This window comes from Microbacterium sp. CR_7, from assembly GCF_041954755.1.
GTDB lineage: Bacteria > Actinomycetota > Actinomycetes > Actinomycetales > Microbacteriaceae > Microbacterium.
The window spans coordinates 99976-122296 of sequence record NZ_JAVAYF010000004.1 but is presented as its reverse complement, the minus strand read 5'-3'; the positions used below and the strand labels follow the sequence as shown (position 1 = coordinate 122296).

The following is a 22321-nucleotide window of genomic DNA, read 5'->3' as shown; positions in this document are numbered from 1 at the left end:
TCATGAAGTGGCTACTTGACGGATCCGCCCGCTGCCACGATCTTCTGCTCGGCAGAACCCGAGACCTTGTCGACCGCGACGGTGAGCTTCACGGCGATGTCGCCGTTTCCGAGAACCTTGACCTTCTCGTTCTTGCGAACCGCACCCTTGGCGACCAGGTCGCTCACCGTGACGTCGCCGCCCTGGGGGTAGAGCTCCGCGAGCTTCTCCAGGTTCACGACCTGGTACTCCACGCGGAACGGGTTCTTGAAGCCGCGCAGCTTCGGGGTGCGCATGTGCAGAGGCATCTGCCCACCCTCGAAACCGACGCGAACGGTGTTGCGAGCCTTGGTGCCCTTGGTACCACGACCCGCGGTCTTGCCCTTGGAGCCCTCACCGCGACCGACACGGGTCTTCGCGGTGTTGGATCCGGGGACCGGACGCAGGTGGTGCACCTTCAGGACGCCGGGACGAGATGCCGGAGCATCCGACTTCGGCGCGGCCTTCTTGGCGGCGGGCTTCTTGGCAGGAGCCTCGGCCTTGGCGTCGGCCGCAGCAGCGGACGACTTCTTGGCGGCGGGCTTCTTCTCGGCGGCAGCCTTGGGAGCGGCAGCCTTCTTCGGGGCCTTCTCGGCCTCGACGGCTTCGTTCTTCTCAGCCATTAGTCGATCTCCTCAACCTTCACGAGGTGCGCGACGGTCTTGACGTAGCCGCGCGTCTGCGCGTCGTCGGGACGGACGGTGCTGTCACCGATCCGCTTGAGACCGAGCGAACGCAGCGTGTCGCGCTGGTTCTGCTTCTCACTCACCTTGGACTTGATCTGCGTGACCTTGAGCCGGGCGGCCATCAGGCACCTACCTTCTGTGCGGCGATGGCGTCAGCCTCGGCGCGGACAAGACGCGCGGGGGCGACCTGGTCGAACTCGAGGCCACGACGAGCGGCGACCGCACGGGGCTCCTCGAGCTGCTTCAGGGCCTCCACCGTCGCGTGCACGATGTTGATCGTGTTCGACGAGCCGAGCGACTTCGACAGCACGTCGTGGATACCGGCGCACTCGAGCACGGCGCGCACGGGACCACCCGCGATGACACCGGTACCGGCAGCGGCCGGACGCAGCAGCACGACGCCGGCTGCGGCCTCACCCTGCACGGGGTGCGGGATGGTGCTCGCGACGCGCGGCACGCGGAAGAAGTTGCGCTTGGCCTCTTCGACACCCTTCGAGATCGCCAGAGGGACCTCGCGGGCCTTGCCGTAGCCGACGCCCACCAGACCGTTGCCGTCGCCGACGACCACGAGAGCGGTGAAGCTGAAGCGACGACCACCCTTCACGACCTTCGAGACGCGGTTGATGGTGACGACGCGCTCCAGGAACTGGTTGTCGCCGCGGTCGCGCGAGTTGCGGTCGCGGCCGCCCTGGTTGCGGTCACCACGGCCGCCACGGCGACCGTCGCGCTGGTCGCGAGACGGCTCGGACTGCGTGGTGCCCGCAGCGGTCTCGGAAGTGGCAGCAGCCGCTTCGGTCACTTCGTTCTCCTTGTTGTCACTCACAGTGCCAGGCCTCCTTCACGAGCGCCCTCGGCGATGGCGGCGACACGACCCGCGTAGCGGTTGCCGCCACGGTCGAACACTGCCTCGGAAACGCCGGCGGCCTTCGCACGCTCGGCGACGAGCTCGCCGACCTTGCGGGCCTTGGCGGTCTTGTCACCCTCGAACCCGCGCAGGTCGGTCTCGAGCGTCGAAGCCGACGCAACGGTGTGACCCTTGCTGTCGTCGACGAGCTGCACGAAGACGTGGCGAGCCGAACGGTTGACGACGAGGCGCGGACGCACCTCGGTGCCCACGACCTTCTTGCGAAGGCGGGCGTGACGACGCGCGCGGGCGTCAGACTTTGACTTGAGAGCCATGGTTACTTACCACTCTTTCCGGCCTTGCGACGCACGTTCTCGCCGGCGTAGCGCACGCCCTTGCCCTTGTACGGCTCGGGCTTGCGGATCTTGCGGATGTTGGCAGCTGCCTCGCCGACAGCCTGCTTGTCGATCCCGCTGACGGTGAGCTTGTTCGTGCCCTCGACCGTGAGCGTGATGCCGGCGGGCGGGTCGATGAGGACCGGGTGCGAGAAGCCGAGAGCGAACTCGACCGAGCTGCCCTTCTGCGCCACGCGGTAACCGGTGCCGACGACCTCGAGGCCCTTGGAGTAGCCCTGGGTCACGCCGATGATGTTGTTGTTGATGAGAGTGCGGGTCAGGCCGTGGAGCGACCGCGACTCGCGCTCGTCGTCGGGACGGGTGACGAGAACCTGGTTCTCCTCGACCGCGACCTCGATGGGGGTGGCCACCGTGAGGGTGAGCTCACCCTTGGGGCCCTTCACCGCGACCTCACGGCCGTCGACCGAAACGGTCACGCCCGCGGGAACGTCGATGGGAAGTCGTCCGATACGCGACATCTGGGATCACCACACGTAGGCGAGAACTTCTCCGCCCACGCCCTTCTGCTCAGCCTGACGGTCGGTGAGGAGACCGGAGGAGGTGGACAGGATGGCCACGCCGAGGCCGCCGAGGACCTTGGGGAGCTCGGTCGACTTCGCGTACACGCGGAGACCGGGCTTCGACACGCGCTTGATGCCCGCGATCGAACGCTCACGGTTGGGACCGTACTTCAGCTGCAGCGTGAGGTTGGTGCCGACGCGGGCGGGAGCGGTCTCCCAACCGGCGATGTAACCCTCCTGCTGGAGGATCTCGGCGATGTGCGTCTTGAGCTTGCTCGACGGCAGGGTCACGGAGTCGTGGTGCGCCGAGTTCGCGTTGCGCAGACGGGTCAGCATGTCTGCGACCGGGTCTGTCATTGTCATGGGTGTTTTCCTTTGTTCATGAGGTTCCGGTTGCCGTTACACGACAGACGGCCTGCGATGAGCACGCAATCTTCAATTGTACGTGCACTACGACGGGCTCAGTGACCACTGGCCGCTGAGCCCGTCGAAGGTGTTACGCCTGGGCGTCGTCCGACCGGAACGGGAAGCCGAGGTGACGCAGCAGGGCGCGACCCTCGTCATCCGTCTTCGCGGTGGTGACGACGGTGATGTCGAAACCGCGAACCCGGTCGATCTTGTCCTGGTCGATCTCGTGGAACACGCTCTGTTCCTGGAGACCGAAGGTGTAGTTGCCGTTGCCGTCGAACTGCTTGGCCGACAGACCGCGGAAGTCGCGGATGCGGGGCAGTGCGAGCGAGACCAGGCGGTCGACGAACTCCCACGCGCGGTCACCACGGAGGGTGACGTGCGCGCCGATGGCCTGACCCTCGCGCAGCTTGAACTGCGCGATGGACTTGCGAGCCTTCGTGACGATCGGCTTCTGGCCGGTGATCTTGGTGAGGTCGTCGACCGCACCATCGATCACCTTGCTGTCGCGAGCTGCCTCGCCGACACCGGTGTTCACGACGACCTTGACCAGGCCGGGGATCTGCATGACGTTCGCGTAGCCGAACTCGTCCTGCAGCGCCTTCTTGATCTCGGAGTTGTACTTCGCCTTCAGGCGGGGCTGCACCTTGACAGCCTCCGCAGCGTCAGTAGCTGCCATCAGAGGTCCTTACCGCTCTTCTTCGCGAAGCGCACGCGGACGGTGCGCTTGACGCCGTCCTTGGTCTGCTCCTCGACACGGTGACCGACCTTGGTCGGCTTCTTGGTCGAGGGGTCGACGAGTGCGACGTTCGAGATGTGGATGGGAGCCTCGACAGTCTCGAGGCCACCCGTCTTGGTGCCACGCTGCGTCTGACCGACGCGCGTGTGCTTGGTGACGTAATTCACGCCCTCGACGACGACGCGGTTGCGCTCGGACAGGATCTCGAGGACCTTGCCCTGCTTGCCGCGCTCGTCCTTGGGTCCGGTGATGACCTGGACCAGGTCACCCTTCTTGATCTTCGCCATGACTTAGATAACCTCCGGCGCCAGCGAGACGATCTTCATGAACTTCTTGTCGCGAAGCTCACGGCCGACCGGGCCGAAGATGCGGGTGCCGCGGGGCTCCCCGTCGTTCTTCAGGATCACGGCGGCGTTCTCGTCGAACTTGATGTACGAGCCGTCGGGACGGCGCGTGGACTTGACCGTGCGGACGATGACGGCCTTGACCACATCGCCCTTCTTGACGTTTCCGCCCGGGATCGCGTCCTTGACCGTCGCGACGATGGTGTCGCCCAGACCGGCGTAGCGGCGGCGCGAGCCACCGAGGACGCGGATCGTGAGCAGTTCCTTCGCGCCGGTGTTGTCGGCGACCTTGAGGCGAGACTCCTGCTGAATCACTTGGCCTTCTCCAGAATCTCCACCAGACGCCAGCGCTTGGTGGCGCTCAGCGGGCGGGTCTCGTTGATCAGGACGAGGTCGCCGATGCCGGCGGAGTTCGCCTCATCGTGCGCCTTGACCTTCGAGGTGCGGCGGATGACCTTGCCGTAAAGCGGGTGCTTCACGCGGTCCTCGACCTCGACCACGATGGTCTTGTCCATCTTGTCGCTGACGACGTAGCCACGACGGGCCTTGCGGTAACCGCGGGCCTCGGCGTCGCGCACATCGTGCGCGGCGTGCTCGACCTCAGCGGCTGCAGCCTTCTTCTCAGCCATCACTCGGCCTCTTCCTTCACGGCGTCGTCAGCGGCATCCGCCTTCTTCGCCTTCGACTTGGACGCCTTCTTGGCCGGAGCCTCGACGGGAGCGGGCGTCGCACGGATGCCCAGCTCGCGCTCGCGGATCACGGTGTAGAGGCGCGCGATGTCGCGCTTGACGGCGCGGATGCGGCCGTGGCTCTCCAGCTGGCCGGTGGCCGACTGGAAACGGAGGTTGAACAGCTCCTCCTTGGCCTTGCGCAGCTCCTCAACGAGGCGCTGGTCTTCGAACGTGTCGAGCTCTGCCGGAGCGAGCTCCTTGGTGCCGATCGCCATTACGCGTCGCCCTCCTCGCGCTTGATGATGCGTGCCTTGAGCGGCAGCTTGTGGATTGCTCGGGTCAGTGCTTCACGAGCGAGTTCCTCGTTGACACCGGCGACCTCGAAGAGGACGCGACCCGGCTTGACGTTGGCGACCCACCACTCGGGCGAGCCCTTACCGGAACCCATGCGGGTCTCAGCCGGCTTCTTGGTGAGCGGGCGGTCGGGGTAGATGTTGATCCACACCTTTCCACCACGCTTGATGTGACGGGTCATCGCGATACGAGCGGACTCGATCTGACGGTTCGTCACGTACGCCGGGGTGAGGGCCTGGATGCCGAACTCGCCGAAGGAGACCTTCGTGCCGCCGGTGGCCTGGCCATCGCGCTTCGGGTGGTGCTGCTTGCGGTACTTGACCTTGCGGGGGATAAGCATCAGGCAGACGCTCCTTCTGCGACGGGAGCCTCGTTGCGCGGCGCGCGGCGGCGGTCGCCACCACGGTCGTCACGACGGGACTTCGGTGCGTTGGCCTGCTCGCGAGCAAGCTCCTTGTTGGTCAGGTCGCCCTTGTAGATCCAGACCTTCACGCCGATGCGGCCGAAGGTGGTCTTGGCCTCGTAGAAGCCGTAGTCGATGTTCGCGCGCAGCGTGTGCAGCGGCACACGACCCTCGCGGTAGAACTCCGAGCGGCTCATCTCGGCGCCGCCGAGGCGGCCGGAGACCTGGATGCGGATGCCCTTGGCGCCAGCGCGCTGAGCGCCCTGGAGACCCTTGCGCATCGCGCGACGGAACGCCACACGAGCAGAGAGCTGCTCGGCGATGCCCTGCGCGACGAGCTGAGCGTCGGCCTCGGGGTTCTTCACCTCGAGGATGTTCAGCTGGATCTGCTTGCCCGTGAGCTTCTCGAGGTCGCCGCGGATGCGCTCGGCCTCTGCACCACGACGACCGATCACGATGCCCGGACGGGCGGTGTGGATGTCGACGCGGACGCGGTCACGGGTGCGCTCGATCTCGATGTTCGAGACGCCGGCGCGGTCGAGCTGCGTCTGCAGCAGACGACGGATCTTGATGTCCTCGGCCACGTAGTCGGCGTAACGCTGACCCGGCTTCGTCGAGTCCGAGAACCAGCGCGACACGTGGTCCGTGGTGATGCCGAGGCGGAAGCCGTACGGGTTTACCTTCTGTCCCATTACTTGCTCGCCTTCTTGTTGCTGTCGCCCGCAGCGGCCGGAGCCGCCTCAGGCGTCGAGAGCACGACCGTGATGTGGCTCGTGCGCTTCTTGATCTGGAAAGCGCGACCCTGTGCACGGGGCTGGAAACGCTTGAGCGTCGTGCCCTCGTCCACGTACGCGTTCTTCACGTACAGGTCCTGCTCGTCGAGGTACTCGCCGTCACGATCCGCCTTGACCTGCGCGTTGGCCATGGCCGACGCGACAAGCTTGTAGATCGGCTCACTGGCGCTCTGCTGTGCGAACTTCAGGATCGCGAGAGCTTCCTGGGCCTGCTTGCCCTTGATGAGCGCGACGACACGACGAGCCTTCTGAGGGGTCACGCGGATGTGTCGCACGCGTGCGATGGACTCCACCATTTCTCTCTCCTCTATCGCCCCCGCGTCAGCGGCGGCGGCCCTTCTTGTCGTCCTTCTCGTGGCCGCGGAAGGTGCGGGTGGGCGCGAACTCGCCCAGCTTGTGACCGACCATGGTCTCGGAGACAAACACGGGGATGTGCTTGCGACCGTCGTGGACCGCGATCGTGTGACCCAGCATGGCCGGGATGATCATGGACCGACGCGACCAGGTCTTGATGACGTTCTTCGTGCCGGCTTCGTTCTGACCGATCACCTTGCGAAGCAGGTGCTCGTCGACGAAGGGGCCCTTCTTGAGACTGCGAGGCATCTTCTCTTACTCCTACTTGCGCTTCTTGCCGGCGTTACGGCGACGCACGATGTACTTGTCGCTTTCCTTGTTGGCGTGACGGGTACGACCCTCAGCCTGACCCCAGGGGGTGACGGGGTGACGACCACCGGACGTCTTGCCCTCACCACCACCGTGCGGGTGGTCGACCGGGTTCATCGCGACACCGCGGACGGTGGGACGGACGCCGAGCCAGCGCTTGCGGCCGGCCTTGCCCCAGTTGATGTTCGACTGCTCGGCGTTGCCGACCTCGCCGATGGTCGCGCGGCAGCGCGCATCGACGTTGCGGATCTCGCCCGAGGGGAGACGCAGCTGAGCGTAGGGGCCGTCCTTCGCGACGAGACGGACGGATGCACCGGCCGAACGCGCGAGCTTCGCACCGCCACCGGGACGGAGCTCGATCGCGTGGATCACCGTACCGGTCGGGATGTTCTTCAGCGGGAGGTTGTTGCCCGGCTTGATGTCGGCGCCTGCGCCCGACTCGACGATGTCGCCCTGCTTCAGCTTGTTCGGCGCGATGATGTAGCGCTTCTCGCCGTCGAAGTAGTGCAGCAGCGCGATGCGAGCCGTGCGGTTGGGGTCGTACTCGATGTGAGCGACCTTGGCGTTGACGCCGTCCTTGTCGTTGCGACGGAAGTCGATGACGCGGTACTGGCGCTTGTGGCCACCACCGATGTGACGGGTCGTGATGCGGCCCTGGTTGTTGCGACCACCGGTCTTGGCGAGCGGGCGCAGCAGCGACTTCTCCGGCGTCGATCGCGTGATCTCGGCGAAGTCAGCCACCGACGAGCCGCGGCGGCCCGGGGTCGTGGGCTTGTACTTGCGAATAGCCATGATTGTCCTTTATCCCCCGGATCAGCCGATTGCCGTGAAGATGTCGATGGTGCCCGACTTCAGGGTCACGATGGCGCGCTTGGTGTCCTTGCGCTTGCCGGTGCCGAAGCGGGTGCGACGAGCCTTGCCGACGCGGTTGAGGGTGTTGACCCCTGCGACCTTGACGCCGAAGATCTTCTCGATGGCGAGCTTGATCTCGGTCTTCGAAGCACGCGGGTCCACGAGGAAGGTGTACTTGCCCTCGTCGATCAGACCGTAGCTCTTCTCGGACACGACCGGCTTCAGGATGATGTCGCGCGGGTCCTTGTTCAGGGCCGTCTGGAGAACAGATGCCTGCTCGCTCATGCGGAGACCTCCTGGTTGGCGCCGGACTTCGAGGAGATGAACGCCTCGAGAGCGGCCTGGGTGAAGACGATGTCGTCGGAGACGAGCACGTCGTAGGCGTTGAGCTGGTCGAACGACAGCACGTGGACGTGGCTGAGGTTGCGGATGCTCTTCAGCGCGAGCTCGTCGCCGCGCTCGATGACCACGAGGACGTTCTTCGACGTGGCGACCTGGGCGAGGAAGCCCGCCGCGGCCTTGGTCGAGGGAGCACCGTCGGTGCCGAACGTGTCGATGGCGTGCAGGCGGTCGCCGCGGAAGCGGTCGCTCAGCGCACCCAGGAGGGCGGCGGCGATCATCTTCTTGGGCGTGCGCTGCGAGTAGTCGCGCGGCTTCGGGCCGTGCACGATGCCACCACCGGTCATGTGCGGTGCGCGGATCGAGCCCTGACGGGCGTTACCCGTGCCCTTCTGCTTGAAGGGCTTGCGGCCGGCGCCGGAGACCTCGCCACGACGCTTGGTCGAGTGCGTGCCCTGGCGAGCCGCCGCGAGCTGCGCGACGACGACCTGGTGGATGAGCGGGATGTTCGTCTTGACGTCGAACAGAGCGGCGGGAAGCTCGACCGAGCCTGCCTTCTTGCCGTCTGCCTTGAGGACGTCGAGCGCGAGAGTGGAGTCAGCCATGATCAGGCACCCTTCACTGCGTTGCGGACGTAGACGATGCGGCCACGAGCACCGGGGACGGCGCCCTTGACGAGCAGCAGACCCTTCTCGATGTCGACGGCGTGCACCGTGAGGTTGAGGACGGTCACGCGCTCGCCACCCATACGGCCGGCCATGCGCATGCCCTTGAAGACGCGGCTCGGGGTCGACGATGCGCCGATGGAGCCGGGCTTGCGGTGGTTGCGGTGCGCACCGTGAGAAGCCGAGACGCCCTTGAAGTTGTGACGCTTCATGACACCGGCGGTGCCCTTGCCCTTGCTCGTGCCGACGACGTCGACGAGCTGGCCGGCCTCGAAGGTGCCGTCGACCGTGAGCTCCTGGCCCAGGGTGTAGTCGCCGGCGTCCGCGGTGCGGATCTCGGTGACGTGACGACGCGGCGTGACGCCGGCAGCCTCGAAGTGGGCGGTCAGGGGCTTGTTCACCTTGCGCGGGTCGATCTGGCCGTACGCGATCTGCACGGCGTTGTAGCCGTCCTTCTCGGGGGTACGGATCTGGGTGACCACGTTCGAGGCGAGCTCGATGACGGTGACGGGAACGAGCTTGCCGTTCTCGTTCCACACCTGGGTCATGCCGAGCTTGGTGCCGAGCATGCCCTTGGAAATCTTTGCGTTGATGTCAGCCATGTCGAACCTCAGAGCTTGATCTCGATGTTGACGTCGGCCGGCAGGTCGAGGCGCATCAGCGAGTCGACGGCCTTGGGCGTCGGGTCGACGATGTCGATCAGACGCTTGTGGGTGCGCATCTCGAAGTGCTCGCGGCTGTCCTTGTACTTGTGGGGCGACCGGATGACGCACACGACGTTCTTCTCGGTCGGAAGGGGCACGGGACCGACGACGGTCGCGCCCGCACGGGTCACGGTGTCGACGATCTTGCGTGCGGACGTGTCGATGACCTCGTGGTCGTACGACTTCAGGCGAATGCGGATCTTCTGTCCCGCCATTGTCTGCTCTCTCTCTTTAAGCGTCTTACCGTCCTGAGCCGGGTGACCCAGGGGCATTGGACGCACGTCGGCGCTGTTCGCGCCTCGGCACTCGATCGGTTCTGCGAACCGGTCTGCGCACCACTGTTCTGCTGTCAGCCCGCACACCTCACGGCGAGCGGATTGCCGACCTCCGCCGCGCACGGCGAAGCCCTCGTGATGAAGGTGTCGGGGTTGTCCTGCCACCCGCGGCCTAGGTCCCTGCGCTGTCGCGCCGCCTATGCACTGCCCTGGTGGTGATCCGGCGCACGCTGAGCGCGCCGAAATGTCGAACCTGTCTATTCTGCCACGGCGGATTTCCGTTCTGCAAACCCGGGCGTGTCGCGGCCGCTGAGCATCCGCTGAACGTCTCCGTCGCGGGCGCGCGGCGCTCTCATCCGCGCAGGATCGAGCCGCGATTCAGACGGAGAGCGGGGCGAGGCATCCCCATGCCTCGCCCCGCTTGGGGAGGGCGTTCAGTGCGAGGGGGCACACCGAACGCGAGAACCCCGACGTGAAGGGACGCCGGAGTCCTCGACCGAGGGCACGGAGGAGCGTCCGCCGTGCAGGCGGGAAGACGCCAGGGCGCACGGAGTGCGCGCGTCGCACGATGATCCCCAAAATCGTTTCCCCAGTTGTGACGCGGACGAGCCGCGTAGACATGGGAGGTCGAACCCCTTCGACGTCCCCGACCGCATGTTCCCCAGGCGGTCGACTTCATTCTAAAGGCATCGTCCGTCGAAACGCGATACCGCCCTGTGGAAAACCCGGTCCCGGATGCAGAGAGGCGGCGCCCCTCCCCCGGAGAGCCGCCGCCCAGCGTCTGTGCGACGCCGCTTACTCGTTGCCGACGGCCTTGTCGGCGCTGTCGCGGATCTCGTCGATCTTGTCGGCAGCCCCGGGCGCGATCTTCTTCGCGAAGTCGGCAACGCCGTCGAGGACCTTGTCGCTGATGTCCTCGGCCTGCTCGCTCTTGACCGCCTCGGCGATCTTGTCCTTGTTCTGCTCGTACAGGTCCTTGCCCTTGTTGACGGCGTCCTCGATACCCATGGGGCCCCCTTTCGCTTTCGTGAGTGCGCCGCTGCCGCGGCGCACTCACATTCTGGCGGGAACGCGACGCGATCGGAAGCGTCGAGACGCCGCCGCGCACGAGCGCGGATCAGGACTGCCAGAAGTTCTTCTTGACCAGTACCTGCTGCACCCGGATCCCTGGATTGAGAGCACGAATCTGGGCGTACAGACGGAGGGGGCCCGAGAGGAAGTACGGCAGGGAGTACTCGCCATAGGTCAGCGCGTTCGCGCCGGTCTGCGCAGTGGGCCCGACCTCGACGATGGGCTGCGGTGAGGTGCTCACGACGTTTCCGCTCGAGTCGAGCCCCTGGGCGAGCACCCTGATCTGGAACCCCGCCGTCACCCCGGTCGCAGTGAGGTAGATGGTGAGATCCCCGGTCTCCTTGATGGCCGCGCTGCTCTCGGCCAGCCAACTGGAGTCCGCGGCGATCGGTATCTTCGCCCAGACGCCATCAGGGATGGGCGCGTTCCATGTGTACTTCGTCGACGTGTGCAGGGGCACGGGATCCTCCGGTGGCGGCGGGTAGGGACTGGGGTCGACGTAGTTCTCGAAGTCGACGGAATTGGCGAAACCCAGCTGGAGTGGCGTGCCGCCGATCCAGAGGGAGACATGGACGTGCGGGCCGTAACCGGTGTCCGTCCCGAAGCCCGAAGCACCGGAGTAGGCGATCACCTGCCCGCGCGTCACGCGCGCGCCGAGCGGAACTGCGCTGGATTGCAGGTGAAGGTAGCGGATGTAGTTGCCGTCGTCGGCCCGCAGCGCGAGATAGCGCCCGGTGGCAGTGGTCGTGGAATCCTTCCGGTCGACGATCACGCCGTTCGTCGCCGCCCGAATCTGCGTTCCGGTGATCACCGCGTAGTCGGTCCCCGGCTCCGCAGACGGCGGATTGCGGTTCCTGTGTCCCTGCCACGAGCTCGAGATCGGCACGTTCCCGCATGGTCGCAGGTACGACCCTGCGGCGGCCGCGCCGGTGGTCGGTGCGATCAGCTCTCGTCCGATGGCAGATGCTCCGATCGCCGCACCCGCCGCGATGAGGATCACGCGGCGCGAGAAGAGCGGCTTCGACCCTGCGGCGACGAGAGCCTCAGCATCGTCCGCACCGCACACTATCGGTCGCCACCCTCGTTCTCGCCGCGGATGAGGTTCTGGACCTGCTCCTCGGGAAGGGGCTCCAGCGACGCCGACGACATGCCGAGTTCCGGTGCCGGGGGCGAGCCCCCGATCGTGCACTGCGCCTGGGCCTCGAGTCCGGCCGTCTGAGCAGGAACCAGGACGAGCCATTCGGGCGGGACCTCTCGTCGCTCGACCCGTGTGGTCTCGGGCGCGAAGGACACGTCGGCGGGGAACGCCGAGAGCGTCGCATCGATGCAGATCTGTGCCAGCTCGGCCCCGGTGAACTCGCCGAACTCGGCGGACGACGTCTCTGCGGGCTCCGGACTCGGCGAGGGTGCCGGCTCGGTGGCCGACGGGGACGGCGCGGGATTCGTGGGGGTCGAGGTCGGCACCGGGGTCGACGCGTCAGGCGTCGCTGCGCAGCCCGCGGCGCCGCCGAGCAGGATCAGAGCCAGAGCACCCGCGGCACCAAGCTTCGCAAGGGGGGATCTCATGTTCCTGAATGTACCGATCGCCGGGCGCACTCCGTGCACGACGCTCGGGCAGTCGCCGGAATGGGACGCGCGTCAGTGCGCGCTGGCCCCGGGAGCGACGACCGCGCGGATGGTGCGGAAGAGGATGATGAGGTCCTGCATGAGCGACCAGTTCTCGACGTAGAAGAGGTCGAGGCGGATGGTCTCCTCCCATGACAGCGACGATCGTCCGCTCACCTGCCACAGACCGCTCATGCCCGGTTTGACCAGCAGGCGGCGATGCGCGAAGTCGTCATAGAGCGCGACCTCCGAGGCGCGCTGCGGGCGGGGCCCGACGAGGCTCATATCCCCGAGAAGCACGTTGATGAGCTGAGGGAGCTCGTCGATGGAGTGCTTGCGGAAGAATCGTCCGACCCTGGTGATCCGTGGGTCGTCGTTGATCTTGAAGAGCGGGGTCCCGCCGTTGCCCTGCAGGTCGAGCAGCGTCGCCAGCTGATCATCGGCGTCGGCGACCATGGATCGGAACTTGAGCATGCCGAAGGCTCGCCCATTGCGGCCGATCCGGTCCTGACGGAAGAGGACGCCTCCCGGGCCGTCCACTCTGACGGCGATGGCGGCGATGAGCAGGACCGGCGCGAGCAGGACGAGCAGCAACGACGATCCGACGATGTCGAATGCTCGCTTGAGGAAGCGTTTGGCGCCCTCCATACGAGGGAAGTCGACGTGCACGAGCGGCAGCCCGGCGACGGGCGTCGCATGCATGCGGGGGCCGGCGATGTCGGTCAGCACCGGCGCCATGATGAGCTGGATGTCCCGATCGGACACCGAGTACCCCAGGCGGCGCATGGTGAGCGGATCGAGGTCGTCCGATCCGACGATGATGAGCGCGTCGAAACGCACCTCGTCGAGCACCGTCTCGACGTCGGCGACGTCGCCGAGCACCTCGAAGCCCGCGATGACCTCCTCGGAGGCGTTCTCGGTGATCACCCCGACGATCTCGTAGCCGCTGCTCTTCGCCCGTCGGATCTCGCGCCCCACGAGGGCGACCTTCGACGGCTCACCGATCACCACGGCTCTGTGCAGGTATTCCCCCGTCTTCTGCCGACTGCGCAGCCACTGGCGGCACATCCACCGCGACAGCAGGAGCAGCGCCAGTCCCAGCGTGAAGACGACCCCTACGAGCGCGCGGGAGATCTCCATCCCGAGGAAGAAGGCGATGGCGACCGTGACCGCGAAGACGCCGATCGTGGCGTTGACGATGCGCCGGTACTCGTCCGCTCCGTGTCCGACGGTGTGGCGGTCTCGAGAGTCCGCCACATCGAGGGCGATCAGCCAGAGGATGCCGATCGCCGCGAGCACCGGCGGATAGGACACGCGCGGACCGCCCGGCCAGGAGACCCCGGTCAGCAGACTCGGGAGCACGGCGATCGCAGAGACGGTCAGCGTGACGACCACCACGATGAGATCATTGTAGAAGAGACGACTCGCGTAGAGACGAGTCCATGCCGCCCGACGCGCATTCCTCGCACGCACCGGCCGCGGGGGGGACGGTTCGCGCGACGCGCCTGAGTCACCGTGCTCGAGTTGAACGACGACGACTCTCACCCCCTCCGACTTCGCTGACGCCAGAACGGGAGCAAGTATAACGCTCGTGGACCGCGGGCCCGGGGTCCTCTCGTCCGCCGGCGACTCAGATCATCGGGCGCAGCCGTCGGAGACGGTGGGCTTCGCTCCGTTGACCATCGGATTGGTCCTGACCGCCAGAGGCCCGTAGTCTCCGTTCGGACCGACGAAGGTCGCCGACACGCTGACGGTGTCGCCCGGGTCGAACCACGCCTCGAATGCCACGACCGGCCGACCGAGGTCGTCGATGTCGCGGTGGGTGACCGAGATCTCGTCGCCGGTGGACGTCGCATCGCTCAGGGTTGTCCCCGGAGGGCCGTACACGTAGATGGTGTCGCGGAAGCGCGCGCCGAACGTCATGCTCTGCACGTAGCGGGGCAGCGCCTCGGCCTGTCGCTGGGTGAGCGGCAGCGTGAGCGACGCCGTGGCGGTGAACGTCGCGGCATCCCCGTCGCAGGTGGCGGTCGCCCCCGTCGCCGTCTCTGTGAAGTAGTCGATCTTCGATCCGTTGGTGTTGTTGAAGTAGATGCCGACCGTCGTGGTGTCGGAGTTCACCGTCGGAAGCACACCGGTCATCCGGCTGCCTTCGATCGCGTCGGCGATCTGCGGGTCCTCGCTCCAGACCAGCACACTGCCCTGCTTCGCGCTCTCGGTGATGGCCCAGAGCATGTCCTTGAGATTGAAGTCGCCGCTGGCGACCTTGTCGAAGACGGCCGCGGCGGTGTCGGCGAAGAAGCCGTCGACGAGCTCGGGCTCCGTATAGGAGTCCCAGCGGCCGTAGACCTCGCTGAGCAGCAGCGAGACCGCGTTCTCCTCCGACAGGATCTCTCCCGAGGCGAGGTCGATCGGACCGGTCGCCTTGAGGATGCGCGCCAGGGCGAGCGGGTCGATCGAGATCACGCCGGAGATCTCGTCGTCGGCGATGTCGCGCTGCCACCAGGCCCGCATGATCTTGGCCGCGGTGGGGAAATCGGGACGGCTCATGCTCGTGTTGATGTGATCGACGAGGTAGCTGGTGTACAGATCGGTCGCGCTCGTCGGCACGTCGACGTCGACGGCGACGCCGTTCTGGTAGTTGCCGCTGTCGCCCTGTCCGCCGATCTCGATCGAGCCGCCGTCGACCCGCACCAGGGTCTGCGCCGCGGCGCTGCCTCCGAGGGCGAGGGTTTCGGCGTTGTTCTGGAAGACCAGAAGGTAATTGCGTTCGCCGTCCCCGCCGAGCATGCTCGGAAGCGCGCCGATCATCGGCGCAGCGGAGGACATGACCTCGTCGACATCGGCGACGCCGTCGCGCACGACCGAGACGAGGAACGGGGACTTCGACACGGACTCCAGCCCGTCGGCGAGATCGGTGATGCGATCGGCCTGATCCTCGGTGGCGGCGAGGAGCCGCTGGGTGATCGACCCGGTCGAGTTCTCATCGCCCATCACGGGGAGCGCGACGCCGTTGACGAGCGCATCCAGGGACTGGGCTGCGAGACGAACGCCCTTCAGGTTGTCGCCGACGACGGGCACCCACTCCATGAGCCACCACACGGGGTCGGATGCCGCGGCTCCCGCGCTGGCTGCGCTCTCGGACAGCTCAGGGAGGACGGCGTCGACGTCGCCGCCCTTCTGAAGCTCGCTCACGAGCTGCTGGCTCCGGGTGAGCCCGTCCTTCACGGTGATGGCCCGCAGCCCGACCCAGCAGACCGCGATGAGGAATGCGATGAGGACGATGATGATGACCGTCCAGACCCGCCGCCTCCGCTGCTGGCGCGCCGATTTCGGGTCGTCGATGTCGGTCGCATCTCCACGCGCTGCGCTCATGAAGGACTCACCTTTCGTGCTGAAACGATCTCGGGAATTCTACGGGCGACGGCCGGCGCCCGGGCGGACGGGGCTCACTCCGCCTCCGCCGTGATGAAGACAGGAGAAGCGCCGAGGGTCAGCGTGACCTCTCCGTCCTCCGGCTCGAACGACTGCGTCCGACCCGACATGTCCGTCACCATGAGGGGCACCTCGCTGTCGAAGGTGCGCGACACCTCACCCTGCTTGGCCCAGGCGATGCGGGTCACCTGATCGGCCTCGCCGAACACCTCGACCGAGGTCGTGTCGTCCGACTCGTCCGCCGTGAAGGCCTTGTCACGCAGCTGCGTGATCATCAGGGCCTGGGCGAAAGCTCCGGGCTTCGGGGCGAGGGCGACGACGTTCTCCCGGGGAGCGTTCTCGTAGAGCCCGAAGTTGGACTCTCCCGCGGCGAGGTCGGGGGTGTCGTTCACCAGGTCGTACCAGAAGTACTTCTCGACCCCGTTGGCGAACGCCAGCGCCTGATTGCGCACCATCATCTGCCCCTGTTCGAGGAGAGTCACGCCGTCGTGGTGGGTGGGGAAGCCCATCTCGGTCACCCAGACGGGTCGCGTCTCGCCAGCGGCATCCTGCATGTCGGCATAGGACTGCTGAACCGTGCCGGCGATGAGGTCGGCGTCGCGGTTGATCCACGACTCGTAGGGGTGGTAGCTCGCGGCATCGGTGACGGCCATTCCGCCCGCCTGCCAGAACCCGACGAACCACTCCCGGTCGTAGAGCGCGGTCGACCCGGTGACGATCGGGAGATCCGGATAGGCCGTGCTGACGTGATCCCGCACGGACTGCGCGATCGGCACGTAGCACGCGGGGGCCTGACCGCACGCCGTGTCGTTCTCCCGGTGGTTGAACTCGTTCAGCACCTCGAGACCGACCAGGTCGAACCTGTCCGCGACGGCCTTGGCGTACGCGCCGTACGCCTGGATCGATGCGTCGTCCCCCGGCGCCTTCCTGGCTCCGTACAGCCTGTTCCCGTACACGACGAGACCCAGCAGCTTCACATCGTTCGCGTGCATGCGCGAGAACTCCCGCACGTAGTTCTCGTCCCACGCGTACTGACCGGCGACTTTCTCGTTCCGCTCCCACGAGATGTCGTTCCGGACCTCCGCGAATCCGATCGCCGCCGCCAGCGATCCGGTGCCGACGAAGGCCTCCTTCTCGACGTGGGCGCCCACGCCGAAGCGCCCGTCCTGGGTCACGGAGAAGCCGTCGGCGTCGATCACCGCGATGTCGGTCTGGATCTGGCGTCCCGAGGCGTCGCTCACGGCGACCGAATAGTGCCCCTGCGATACACCGGTCAGAGGTACGGCCGACAGAGGTCCGGCCGCGGTGAACTCGCCCGTGATCGGATCGCCGCCCGAGGTCGAGGTCGCGCTCCACTGGGCGGCGCCCTCGGGAAGCGACACGGCGAGAAGAGCCGATTCGTCGGTCATCACGAGAGAGTCGTTCACGATGCCGCCGGGAGTCTGCACCGCTTCGAAGGAGCCGTTCGGTACGAGGTCATCGCCGCCGTCGGCGGTGATCGACACGTCGTCGATCCCGAACCCGCGCACGGCACCCGAGAGCACGACGTCGAGCGTCGACGCGGGAGCCTGATCCGCTGCGGTGGTGAACGGGAACTCGATCGTCTCCCACTCCGCGTCCAGCTCGGGGAGGGTGAAGGTCTGACCGGCCGCGGTGAGACGCACCCCCGTCTCGGTCTTCTCGTCCGACAGCACCCGCACGGAGACGCTGAGCGTGTAGTCGGTGCTCGGCGCCAGGGCCACGGGTGCGGAGGCGGCCACGATGTCGGCGTCGTCGGCGGGGGCGTCCACGCGCAGGGAGACGACGCCCTCCGCGGCATCGCCCACCTCCGGGAGGACGGCGCCGACGACACCGCGGTCGGCGAGGGTCCAGCCGTCGATCGACGCACGCGCGACATTCGTGACGGGGACCACGACCGCCGGTTCGGTCTCGACCGGTGACGGCGAAGGCTCCGGGGTGGGATCGGCGCGCGGCGCCTGCTGCTGATTCGCGATCACCATCGCCGTCGCGGCGCCGCCGCCGACGAGGAGCACGGCGACCGCACTCGCGATGATGATCGTCTTCTTCGTCGCGCGCAGAGCCATCGTGACCTTCCCCCGGGTGTGTGCTTTCCAAGATAACCGGTCGACGAGGGCAGAACCTGACAGAGCCGAGGCGAGCGCCGGAAACCTCCCTAGACTCGACGCATGCGTGCAGAGGCTCCGGCGATGTGGCGCGGCGGCCCGCGGACGAGAACGAGGTCGGCGCGGTGAGCGGTGTGCTCGTGCACGAATGGCTCGCTCCCCGCGGCGGTTCCGAGAACGTCTTCGAAGCCCTGACAGGGGTGTTCCCCGATGCGGCGCGGTACTGCCTCTGGAACGAGAGCGACGGCCGGTTCCAGGTCGACGGTGAGACCTGGCTCGCCCGCACGCCGCTGCGCGGCCGCAAGGCGGCATCCGTGCCGTGGATGCCTCTCGCGTGGCGGACCCTGCCGTCGATCGACGCGGACTGGGTGCTCACGAGTTCCCACCTCTTCGCGCATCACGCCCGATTCGCCGGCGCGGCGCGCCGCGCGTCGAAGCTCGTCTACGCCCACACCCCCGCTCGGTACATCTGGAACCCCGAGCTCGACGTCCGCGGCGACGCACTCGCGGTGAGAGCCGCCGCCGCCATGCTGAAGAGCCTCGATCGCAGACGCGCCCAGGAGCCGGTGGCGATCGCCGCGAACAGCGTCTTCGTGCAGCAGCGGATCGCCGCGGCGTGGCACCGCGAGAGCACGGTGATCCACCCTCCTGTCGACGTCGCCGCCTTCCTGCGACCACCCGAACCGGACGAGCGCGACGACGCCGCGCTCGCGCGCCTTCCCGACACGTTCCTTCTCGGATTCTCGCGGTTCATCCCCTACAAGCGACTCGAGCTCGTGATCGAAGCCGGCATCGCCGCCGATGTGCCCGTGGTGCTGGCCGGCGCCGGAAGCGACGAATCCCGTCTCCGCTCGCTCGCAGACGAGAAGGCGCCCGGCCGTGTCTTCTTCGTCGACTCCCCCGGATCCGAGCTCTACCGGGCACTGCTGCAGCGATGCATCGCACTCGTGTTCCCCGCGGTCGAGGATTTCGGGATCGTCCCGGTGGAGGCCATGGCGGCCGGACGACCCGTGATCGCGCCCGCGGTGGGCGGCACCGCCGAAACAGTCGTCGACGGCCGCACGGGTGCGCTCCTCGAGCACTGGTCGCGCGACGAGATGCGCCGAGCGGTCGAGACCGCCGCCGGACTGTCGCCGGACGCGTGCCGGGCACAGGCCGAGAGGTTCTCGGCGGCGGTCTTCGCCGAGCACATCACGGCGTGGGTCTCGTACTCCCTCGGCGATCGGCGCGCGTCCCAGAGGGGGCAGGCGTGACCGTGCTCGTGGACGACCGCTACCGCGGCAGGCATGGGATCGGCCGGTACGCGGCCGAGGTGCTCCCCCGGCTGACGGTGCCCTGGAAGCCGCTCAGGCTCGACGGCAGCCCGTTCTCCCCCGTCGACGCATTCCGCGCGACGGGCGCGCGTGACGGCGCGCTCGTGTACTCGCCCGGCTACGGCGCGCTGGCTCGCGCTCCCCGACAGCTGCTCACCCTGCATGACCTCATCCAGCTGCACACCCCCGGGATCCGCCGCTGGAAGTTCTCCGCGTATTACGCCGGCCCGGTCAGGAACGTCGTGCGTCGAGCCGGCGTCGTGCTCACGGTCTCGGAGACCTCGGCGCGAGCGCTCCGCTCGTGGCTCGACGACGACGACGTCGAGATCGTCAACGCCGGCAACGGATGCTCGGCTGCTTTCCACCCGGGAGCGGACGCCGCGCAGCAGGGCGACCCCTACATCCTGTTCGTCGGCAACGGCAGAGCCCACAAGAACCTCGATGTCGTCCTCGATGCCCTCGCTCTCGCTCGGGAGGCGAGGATGGTGGCCGTCGTTCCCGAGGGCGAGATCCGCGACCTGCGAATCAGAGCATCGCGCCGCGGCATCGATGCGCGGGTCCGTTGGGTCAGCGGCCTCGACGATGACGGTCTCGCCGATCTCTACCGGAGCGCTGCAGCGACCGTGATGCCGTCGACGCTCGAGGGTTTCGGGCTCCCCGCCCTGGAGTCGATCCGCTGCGGCACCCCCGTCGTTCACTGGGCCGGGTGCGAGTCGGTCGCGGAGATCGTCGGCACTCGCGGTGACGCGGTGAGCTCGGCCACCGACGCACGGGAATGGGCCGAGGCGCTGACCGGAGCGCTCACTGCAGCGCGACGCGTGGATGCGCCGAACGGCTACGACTGGGACCGCACCGCAGGCATCGTCTCCCGGACGATCGCGCGACTCCTCGACTGATCAGCGTCGCCGGCGGGGAATCGAGCGGACGAAGTCCTCCAGTGCGTCGGTCTTGCGCTCCCAGGACTCGGCGGACGCGGCCCGCGCACCCGGGCGGTTGGGCGACGGGTGACGCAACGCGCGGTCGAGCGCGGCATCCGCACCGCCACGATCGGTGTACACCTCGATGCCTCGGTCGGATGCCTCCTGGATGCCGGGCGTCGCCCGCGCGATCACAGCAAGCCCGGCTGCAAGGTACTCGTAGAGCTTCATCGGACTGCGACCGGCGTTGAGCGGGTGCTCGGTGAGCGGGAGCAGGCCGACCCGGGCGGTGTGCAGCAGCGCCGGCACGTCGGCGTAAGGGATCGCGCCGATGAACTCGACATTCGGCGGTGTGCCGGGTGCCGGACCGGCACCCGGACCCGCGATGACGAACTCGACATCCGGTCGGGATCGAGCCCAGGCGTCGACCTGCTCCCCGTCGAACCGGTCGTCGAGTGCGCCGACGTAGACGCAGCGCGCTCTGCGGGGCCGGTCCTCCGTCACCGGCGGGGCGAACCGCTCGGCATCCGCTCCGTTCTCGAGCACGATGCTCGGGATCCGCAGATCTCCGAGCCCGCGCAGCACCTCAGCCGAGGTCGCGATCACCCCGTCGACCTCACCGAGGATGCGCCGCTGCAGTGCGTTCTTCACGCCCTCGGGGTACAGGTCGGTCGGCCGGTAGATCACGCGCTCGGAGAGCGATCGTACGGACGGATCCCACAACAGCGGCTGGTCGATGAGCACGGCGTCGAAATCCCCGGCCACACCCTCGCGTGCGAGCAGGCGGACCACGCCCGACGTGCGCAACGGAGCGGGCAGGATCGTGCGCGGCACGATCTGCCGCACTCCGTCGCCGTCCTTCGGCGCGTGCGCGGGCACCAGGGCGAGCCCCCGCCGATCGACACGGCCCGTCAGCCGATGGGCGAGCGAGATCGGAGTGCTCAGGTGCGTCACATCCCACCCCCGCTGCGCGAGCACGCGCGCGTAGTGGTGGCTGCCGACGCGGAACGCCCCGAACGGATGGCTGTGCGAGAGGAAGAGAACGCGCCCGGCCTGAGTGTCGGATCGCTCCGGTCCGTGAGTCACGATCGCACCCTGTGCACGGCGCGGGCGATCCGGCCGCGGAGGTCCGCGAGAGTCACCTCCGCGTCGCGGACCCGTTCGGAGATCTCCGCCGCGCGCTCGGCCGCCGGACGGAGCGCCGCTCGCATCCGATCGGGGCTGCTCGTCGACGAGTCGAGGGAGACCTCGTGCACGCCGATCGCCGCGAACGCCTCCGCGATCTTCCTGGTGGGGTCGGGCACGAGCTCGACGGGGATCGCTCCGCTCAGCGACGCGAGCACCAGCACGTGCATGCGATCGCTGATCACCAGCTGCGCCATGTCGTAACGCTGACGCAGGCGTTCCTCGTGGACGAGAGGGTCGGTCTCCCCCCATGCGTCGAACTCCCCGCCGAGAAGCCGCGCGAGCTCGCGCGAGCGGTCCTCGTCCTCGCGCACCTGGACCACGGTGCGAATCGTGAGGCCGGCTTCCGCCGCCGCCGCACGCACCGTCGCCACCCACGCGGCGTCCGGCAGCGGACGCGCACCGCGCAGACTCACGAGCAGCTCTGATCGCTCACTCCACGGTGAACCGGACCGCGTCCCCGCTCCGAACCCGATGTCGGGCGCGAGCCGCCCGCAGCGCGCCGTCAGCAGCGTCCCCTCGTCGCGCCACAACGTCACCTGCGACAGGCGGGCGGCGAGCCGATGGATGCCGAGGGCGGGCGAGGACGGAGCGCGGATGCCCCGCGGCGGCCGTACGACCACCCCTCCCTTGAGCCGGACGATGAGGGTCTCGGCCAGGAACACGAGTTCCCTGAGTTCGTTGCCGCGGTCGAGCGGGATCTCGCCCGCTTCGAACACCAGTACCGGATGCCGCGGCGCGGCGATGAGAAGTCGCAGCCAGCGCGGCACCGACGTCTTGCCGCGCAGCACGGTCGCGTCCGGAGGCAGTCCCAACTGCGCCAGCCACGCATCGGGAGCGTCTCCCGTGTACGCCACCAGGGCGTCACCCGTCCCGCGCGCCCAGTGCAGAGTCTCGCGCCGGATCAGCGCATCACCGATGTTGCCCGCGGGGCCGGTGAGGGAGACGAACGTCTGCCTCACCCGGGGCGCTCTCGACGAGAGTGGATTCCGGCGGCGCA

At 67.7% G+C, this 22321-nt stretch carries 30 protein-coding genes; 2 read left to right on the top strand and 28 right to left on the bottom strand.

Annotated features, from left to right (window positions below; all coding sequences use genetic code 11):
- Positions 1–11 precede the first annotated feature (11 nt).
- From rplO to RAC81_RS09525, 26 genes are all read right to left on the bottom strand, one after another.
- On the bottom strand, positions 12–641 hold the full coding sequence (gene rplO, locus RAC81_RS09650) for a 50S ribosomal protein L15 (RefSeq protein ID WP_375082154.1): 630 nt from the start codon (positions 639–641) through the stop codon (positions 12–14).
- The gene (gene rpmD / locus RAC81_RS09645) at positions 641–826 is read right to left on the bottom strand and encodes a 50S ribosomal protein L30 (RefSeq protein WP_067121122.1); all 186 of its coding nucleotides are present in this window, start codon (positions 824–826) and stop codon (positions 641–643) included. The genes rplO and rpmD overlap by 1 nt, the downstream gene beginning before the upstream one ends.
- Entirely contained in the window at positions 826–1527 is a 702-nt protein-coding gene (gene rpsE, locus RAC81_RS09640) for a 30S ribosomal protein S5 (protein WP_096715100.1), read from the bottom strand. The genes rpmD and rpsE overlap by 1 nt, the downstream gene beginning before the upstream one ends.
- Positions 1524–1883 (bottom strand): 50S ribosomal protein L18, encoded by a 360-nt coding sequence (rplR, locus tag RAC81_RS09635; protein ID WP_096715099.1) that lies wholly within the window; start codon positions 1881–1883, stop codon positions 1524–1526. The genes rpsE and rplR overlap by 4 nt, the downstream gene beginning before the upstream one ends.
- Before the next feature lie 2 nt (positions 1884–1885).
- Entirely contained in the window at positions 1886–2422 is a 537-nt protein-coding gene (gene rplF, locus RAC81_RS09630; RefSeq protein ID WP_096715098.1) for a 50S ribosomal protein L6, read from the bottom strand.
- A gap of 6 nt (positions 2423–2428) precedes the next feature.
- Positions 2429–2827, bottom strand: coding sequence for a 30S ribosomal protein S8 (gene rpsH / locus RAC81_RS09625; RefSeq protein WP_096715097.1), 399 nt, complete (start codon positions 2825–2827; stop codon positions 2429–2431).
- A 133-nt stretch (positions 2828–2960) separates the two neighbouring features.
- Positions 2961–3551 carry a 50S ribosomal protein L5 gene (gene rplE / locus RAC81_RS09620; protein ID WP_375082153.1) on the bottom strand — a complete coding sequence of 197 codons (591 nt, stop codon included), beginning with the start codon at positions 3549–3551 and terminating at the stop codon, positions 2961–2963.
- Positions 3551–3898, bottom strand: a complete 348-nt coding sequence (gene rplX, locus RAC81_RS09615; protein ID WP_050722503.1) for a 50S ribosomal protein L24 — start codon at positions 3896–3898, stop codon at positions 3551–3553. The genes rplE and rplX overlap by 1 nt, the downstream gene beginning before the upstream one ends.
- 3 nt (positions 3899–3901) lie before the next feature.
- Positions 3902–4270, bottom strand: a complete 369-nt coding sequence (gene rplN / locus RAC81_RS09610; RefSeq protein ID WP_053097479.1) for a 50S ribosomal protein L14 — start codon at positions 4268–4270, stop codon at positions 3902–3904.
- The gene (gene rpsQ, locus RAC81_RS09605; protein ID WP_096715095.1) at positions 4267–4584 is read right to left on the bottom strand and encodes a 30S ribosomal protein S17; all 318 of its coding nucleotides are present in this window, start codon (positions 4582–4584) and stop codon (positions 4267–4269) included. The genes rplN and rpsQ overlap by 4 nt, the downstream gene beginning before the upstream one ends.
- Positions 4584–4901, bottom strand: a complete 318-nt coding sequence (gene rpmC / locus RAC81_RS09600; protein ID WP_050722500.1) for a 50S ribosomal protein L29 — start codon at positions 4899–4901, stop codon at positions 4584–4586. Before rpmC ends, rpsQ begins: the two co-directional genes overlap by 1 nt.
- Positions 4901–5320, bottom strand: coding sequence for a 50S ribosomal protein L16 (rplP, locus tag RAC81_RS09595; RefSeq protein WP_045275476.1), 420 nt, complete (start codon positions 5318–5320; stop codon positions 4901–4903). Before rplP ends, rpmC begins: the two co-directional genes overlap by 1 nt.
- Entirely contained in the window at positions 5320–6075 is a 756-nt protein-coding gene (gene rpsC / locus RAC81_RS09590) for a 30S ribosomal protein S3 (RefSeq protein ID WP_050722499.1), read from the bottom strand. Before rpsC ends, rplP begins: the two co-directional genes overlap by 1 nt.
- On the bottom strand, positions 6075–6473 hold the full coding sequence (gene rplV, locus RAC81_RS09585; RefSeq protein WP_025102404.1) for a 50S ribosomal protein L22: 399 nt from the start codon (positions 6471–6473) through the stop codon (positions 6075–6077). Before rplV ends, rpsC begins: the two co-directional genes overlap by 1 nt.
- A 25-nt stretch (positions 6474–6498) precedes the next feature.
- Positions 6499–6780 (bottom strand): 30S ribosomal protein S19, encoded by a 282-nt coding sequence (gene rpsS, locus RAC81_RS09580; protein ID WP_045249922.1) that lies wholly within the window; start codon positions 6778–6780, stop codon positions 6499–6501.
- A gap of 12 nt (positions 6781–6792) precedes the next feature.
- Positions 6793–7632: a 50S ribosomal protein L2 gene (gene rplB / locus RAC81_RS09575; protein ID WP_251586864.1), complete on the bottom strand. Its 840-nt coding sequence runs from the start codon at positions 7630–7632 to the stop codon at positions 6793–6795.
- A 21-nt stretch (positions 7633–7653) separates the two neighbouring features.
- Positions 7654–7977, bottom strand: a complete 324-nt coding sequence (gene rplW / locus RAC81_RS09570) for a 50S ribosomal protein L23 (RefSeq protein ID WP_017829206.1) — start codon at positions 7975–7977, stop codon at positions 7654–7656.
- Entirely contained in the window at positions 7974–8636 is a 663-nt protein-coding gene (gene rplD / locus RAC81_RS09565) for a 50S ribosomal protein L4 (protein WP_096715093.1), read from the bottom strand. Before rplD ends, rplW begins: the two co-directional genes overlap by 4 nt.
- A gap of 2 nt (positions 8637–8638) precedes the next feature.
- Complete coding sequence (gene rplC / locus RAC81_RS09560; protein ID WP_096715092.1) at positions 8639–9298, bottom strand: 50S ribosomal protein L3; 660 nt, start codon at positions 9296–9298, stop codon at positions 8639–8641.
- A gap of 8 nt (positions 9299–9306) precedes the next feature.
- Positions 9307–9615 (bottom strand): 30S ribosomal protein S10, encoded by a 309-nt coding sequence (rpsJ, locus tag RAC81_RS09555; RefSeq protein WP_017201594.1) that lies wholly within the window; start codon positions 9613–9615, stop codon positions 9307–9309.
- An 855-nt stretch (positions 9616–10470) separates the two neighbouring features.
- Complete coding sequence (locus RAC81_RS09550; protein ID WP_045264638.1) at positions 10471–10683, bottom strand: hypothetical protein; 213 nt, start codon at positions 10681–10683, stop codon at positions 10471–10473.
- A 109-nt stretch (positions 10684–10792) separates the two neighbouring features.
- Positions 10793–11812, bottom strand: coding sequence for a M23 family metallopeptidase (locus RAC81_RS09545; protein ID WP_375082152.1), 1020 nt, complete (start codon positions 11810–11812; stop codon positions 10793–10795).
- On the bottom strand, positions 11812–12312 hold the full coding sequence (locus RAC81_RS09540; protein WP_375082151.1) for a hypothetical protein: 501 nt from the start codon (positions 12310–12312) through the stop codon (positions 11812–11814). Before RAC81_RS09540 ends, RAC81_RS09545 begins: the two co-directional genes overlap by 1 nt.
- Positions 12313–12384: 72 nt before the next feature.
- Entirely contained in the window at positions 12385–13749 is a 1365-nt protein-coding gene (locus tag RAC81_RS09535) for a sugar transferase (RefSeq protein WP_375082150.1), read from the bottom strand.
- Between the two features lie 237 nt (positions 13750–13986).
- Positions 13987–15723, bottom strand: a complete 1737-nt coding sequence (locus RAC81_RS09530; RefSeq protein WP_375082149.1) for a DUF4012 domain-containing protein — start codon at positions 15721–15723, stop codon at positions 13987–13989.
- A 74-nt stretch (positions 15724–15797) separates the two neighbouring features.
- Positions 15798–17867 carry a hypothetical protein gene (locus tag RAC81_RS09525; RefSeq protein WP_375082148.1) on the bottom strand — a complete coding sequence of 690 codons (2070 nt, stop codon included), beginning with the start codon at positions 17865–17867 and terminating at the stop codon, positions 15798–15800.
- 125 nt (positions 17868–17992) lie between these two features.
- On the opposite strand from RAC81_RS09525, the gene RAC81_RS09520 reads away from it, so the two are divergent.
- Complete coding sequence (locus RAC81_RS09520) at positions 17993–19159, top strand: glycosyltransferase (protein WP_375082147.1); 1167 nt, start codon at positions 17993–17995, stop codon at positions 19157–19159.
- On the top strand, positions 19156–20115 hold the full coding sequence (locus RAC81_RS09515) for a glycosyltransferase family 4 protein (protein ID WP_375082146.1): 960 nt from the start codon (positions 19156–19158) through the stop codon (positions 20113–20115). The genes RAC81_RS09520 and RAC81_RS09515 overlap by 4 nt, the downstream gene beginning before the upstream one ends.
- Here RAC81_RS09515 and RAC81_RS09510 read toward each other — a convergent pair whose 3' ends face one another.
- Together RAC81_RS09510 and RAC81_RS09505 are read right to left on the bottom strand one after the other, a co-directional pair.
- Positions 20116–21222, bottom strand: coding sequence for a glycosyltransferase (locus RAC81_RS09510; RefSeq protein ID WP_375082145.1), 1107 nt, complete (start codon positions 21220–21222; stop codon positions 20116–20118).
- Complete coding sequence (locus RAC81_RS09505) at positions 21219–22283, bottom strand: hypothetical protein (RefSeq protein WP_375082144.1); 1065 nt, start codon at positions 22281–22283, stop codon at positions 21219–21221. Before RAC81_RS09505 ends, RAC81_RS09510 begins: the two co-directional genes overlap by 4 nt.
- Positions 22284–22321 lie beyond the last annotated feature (38 nt).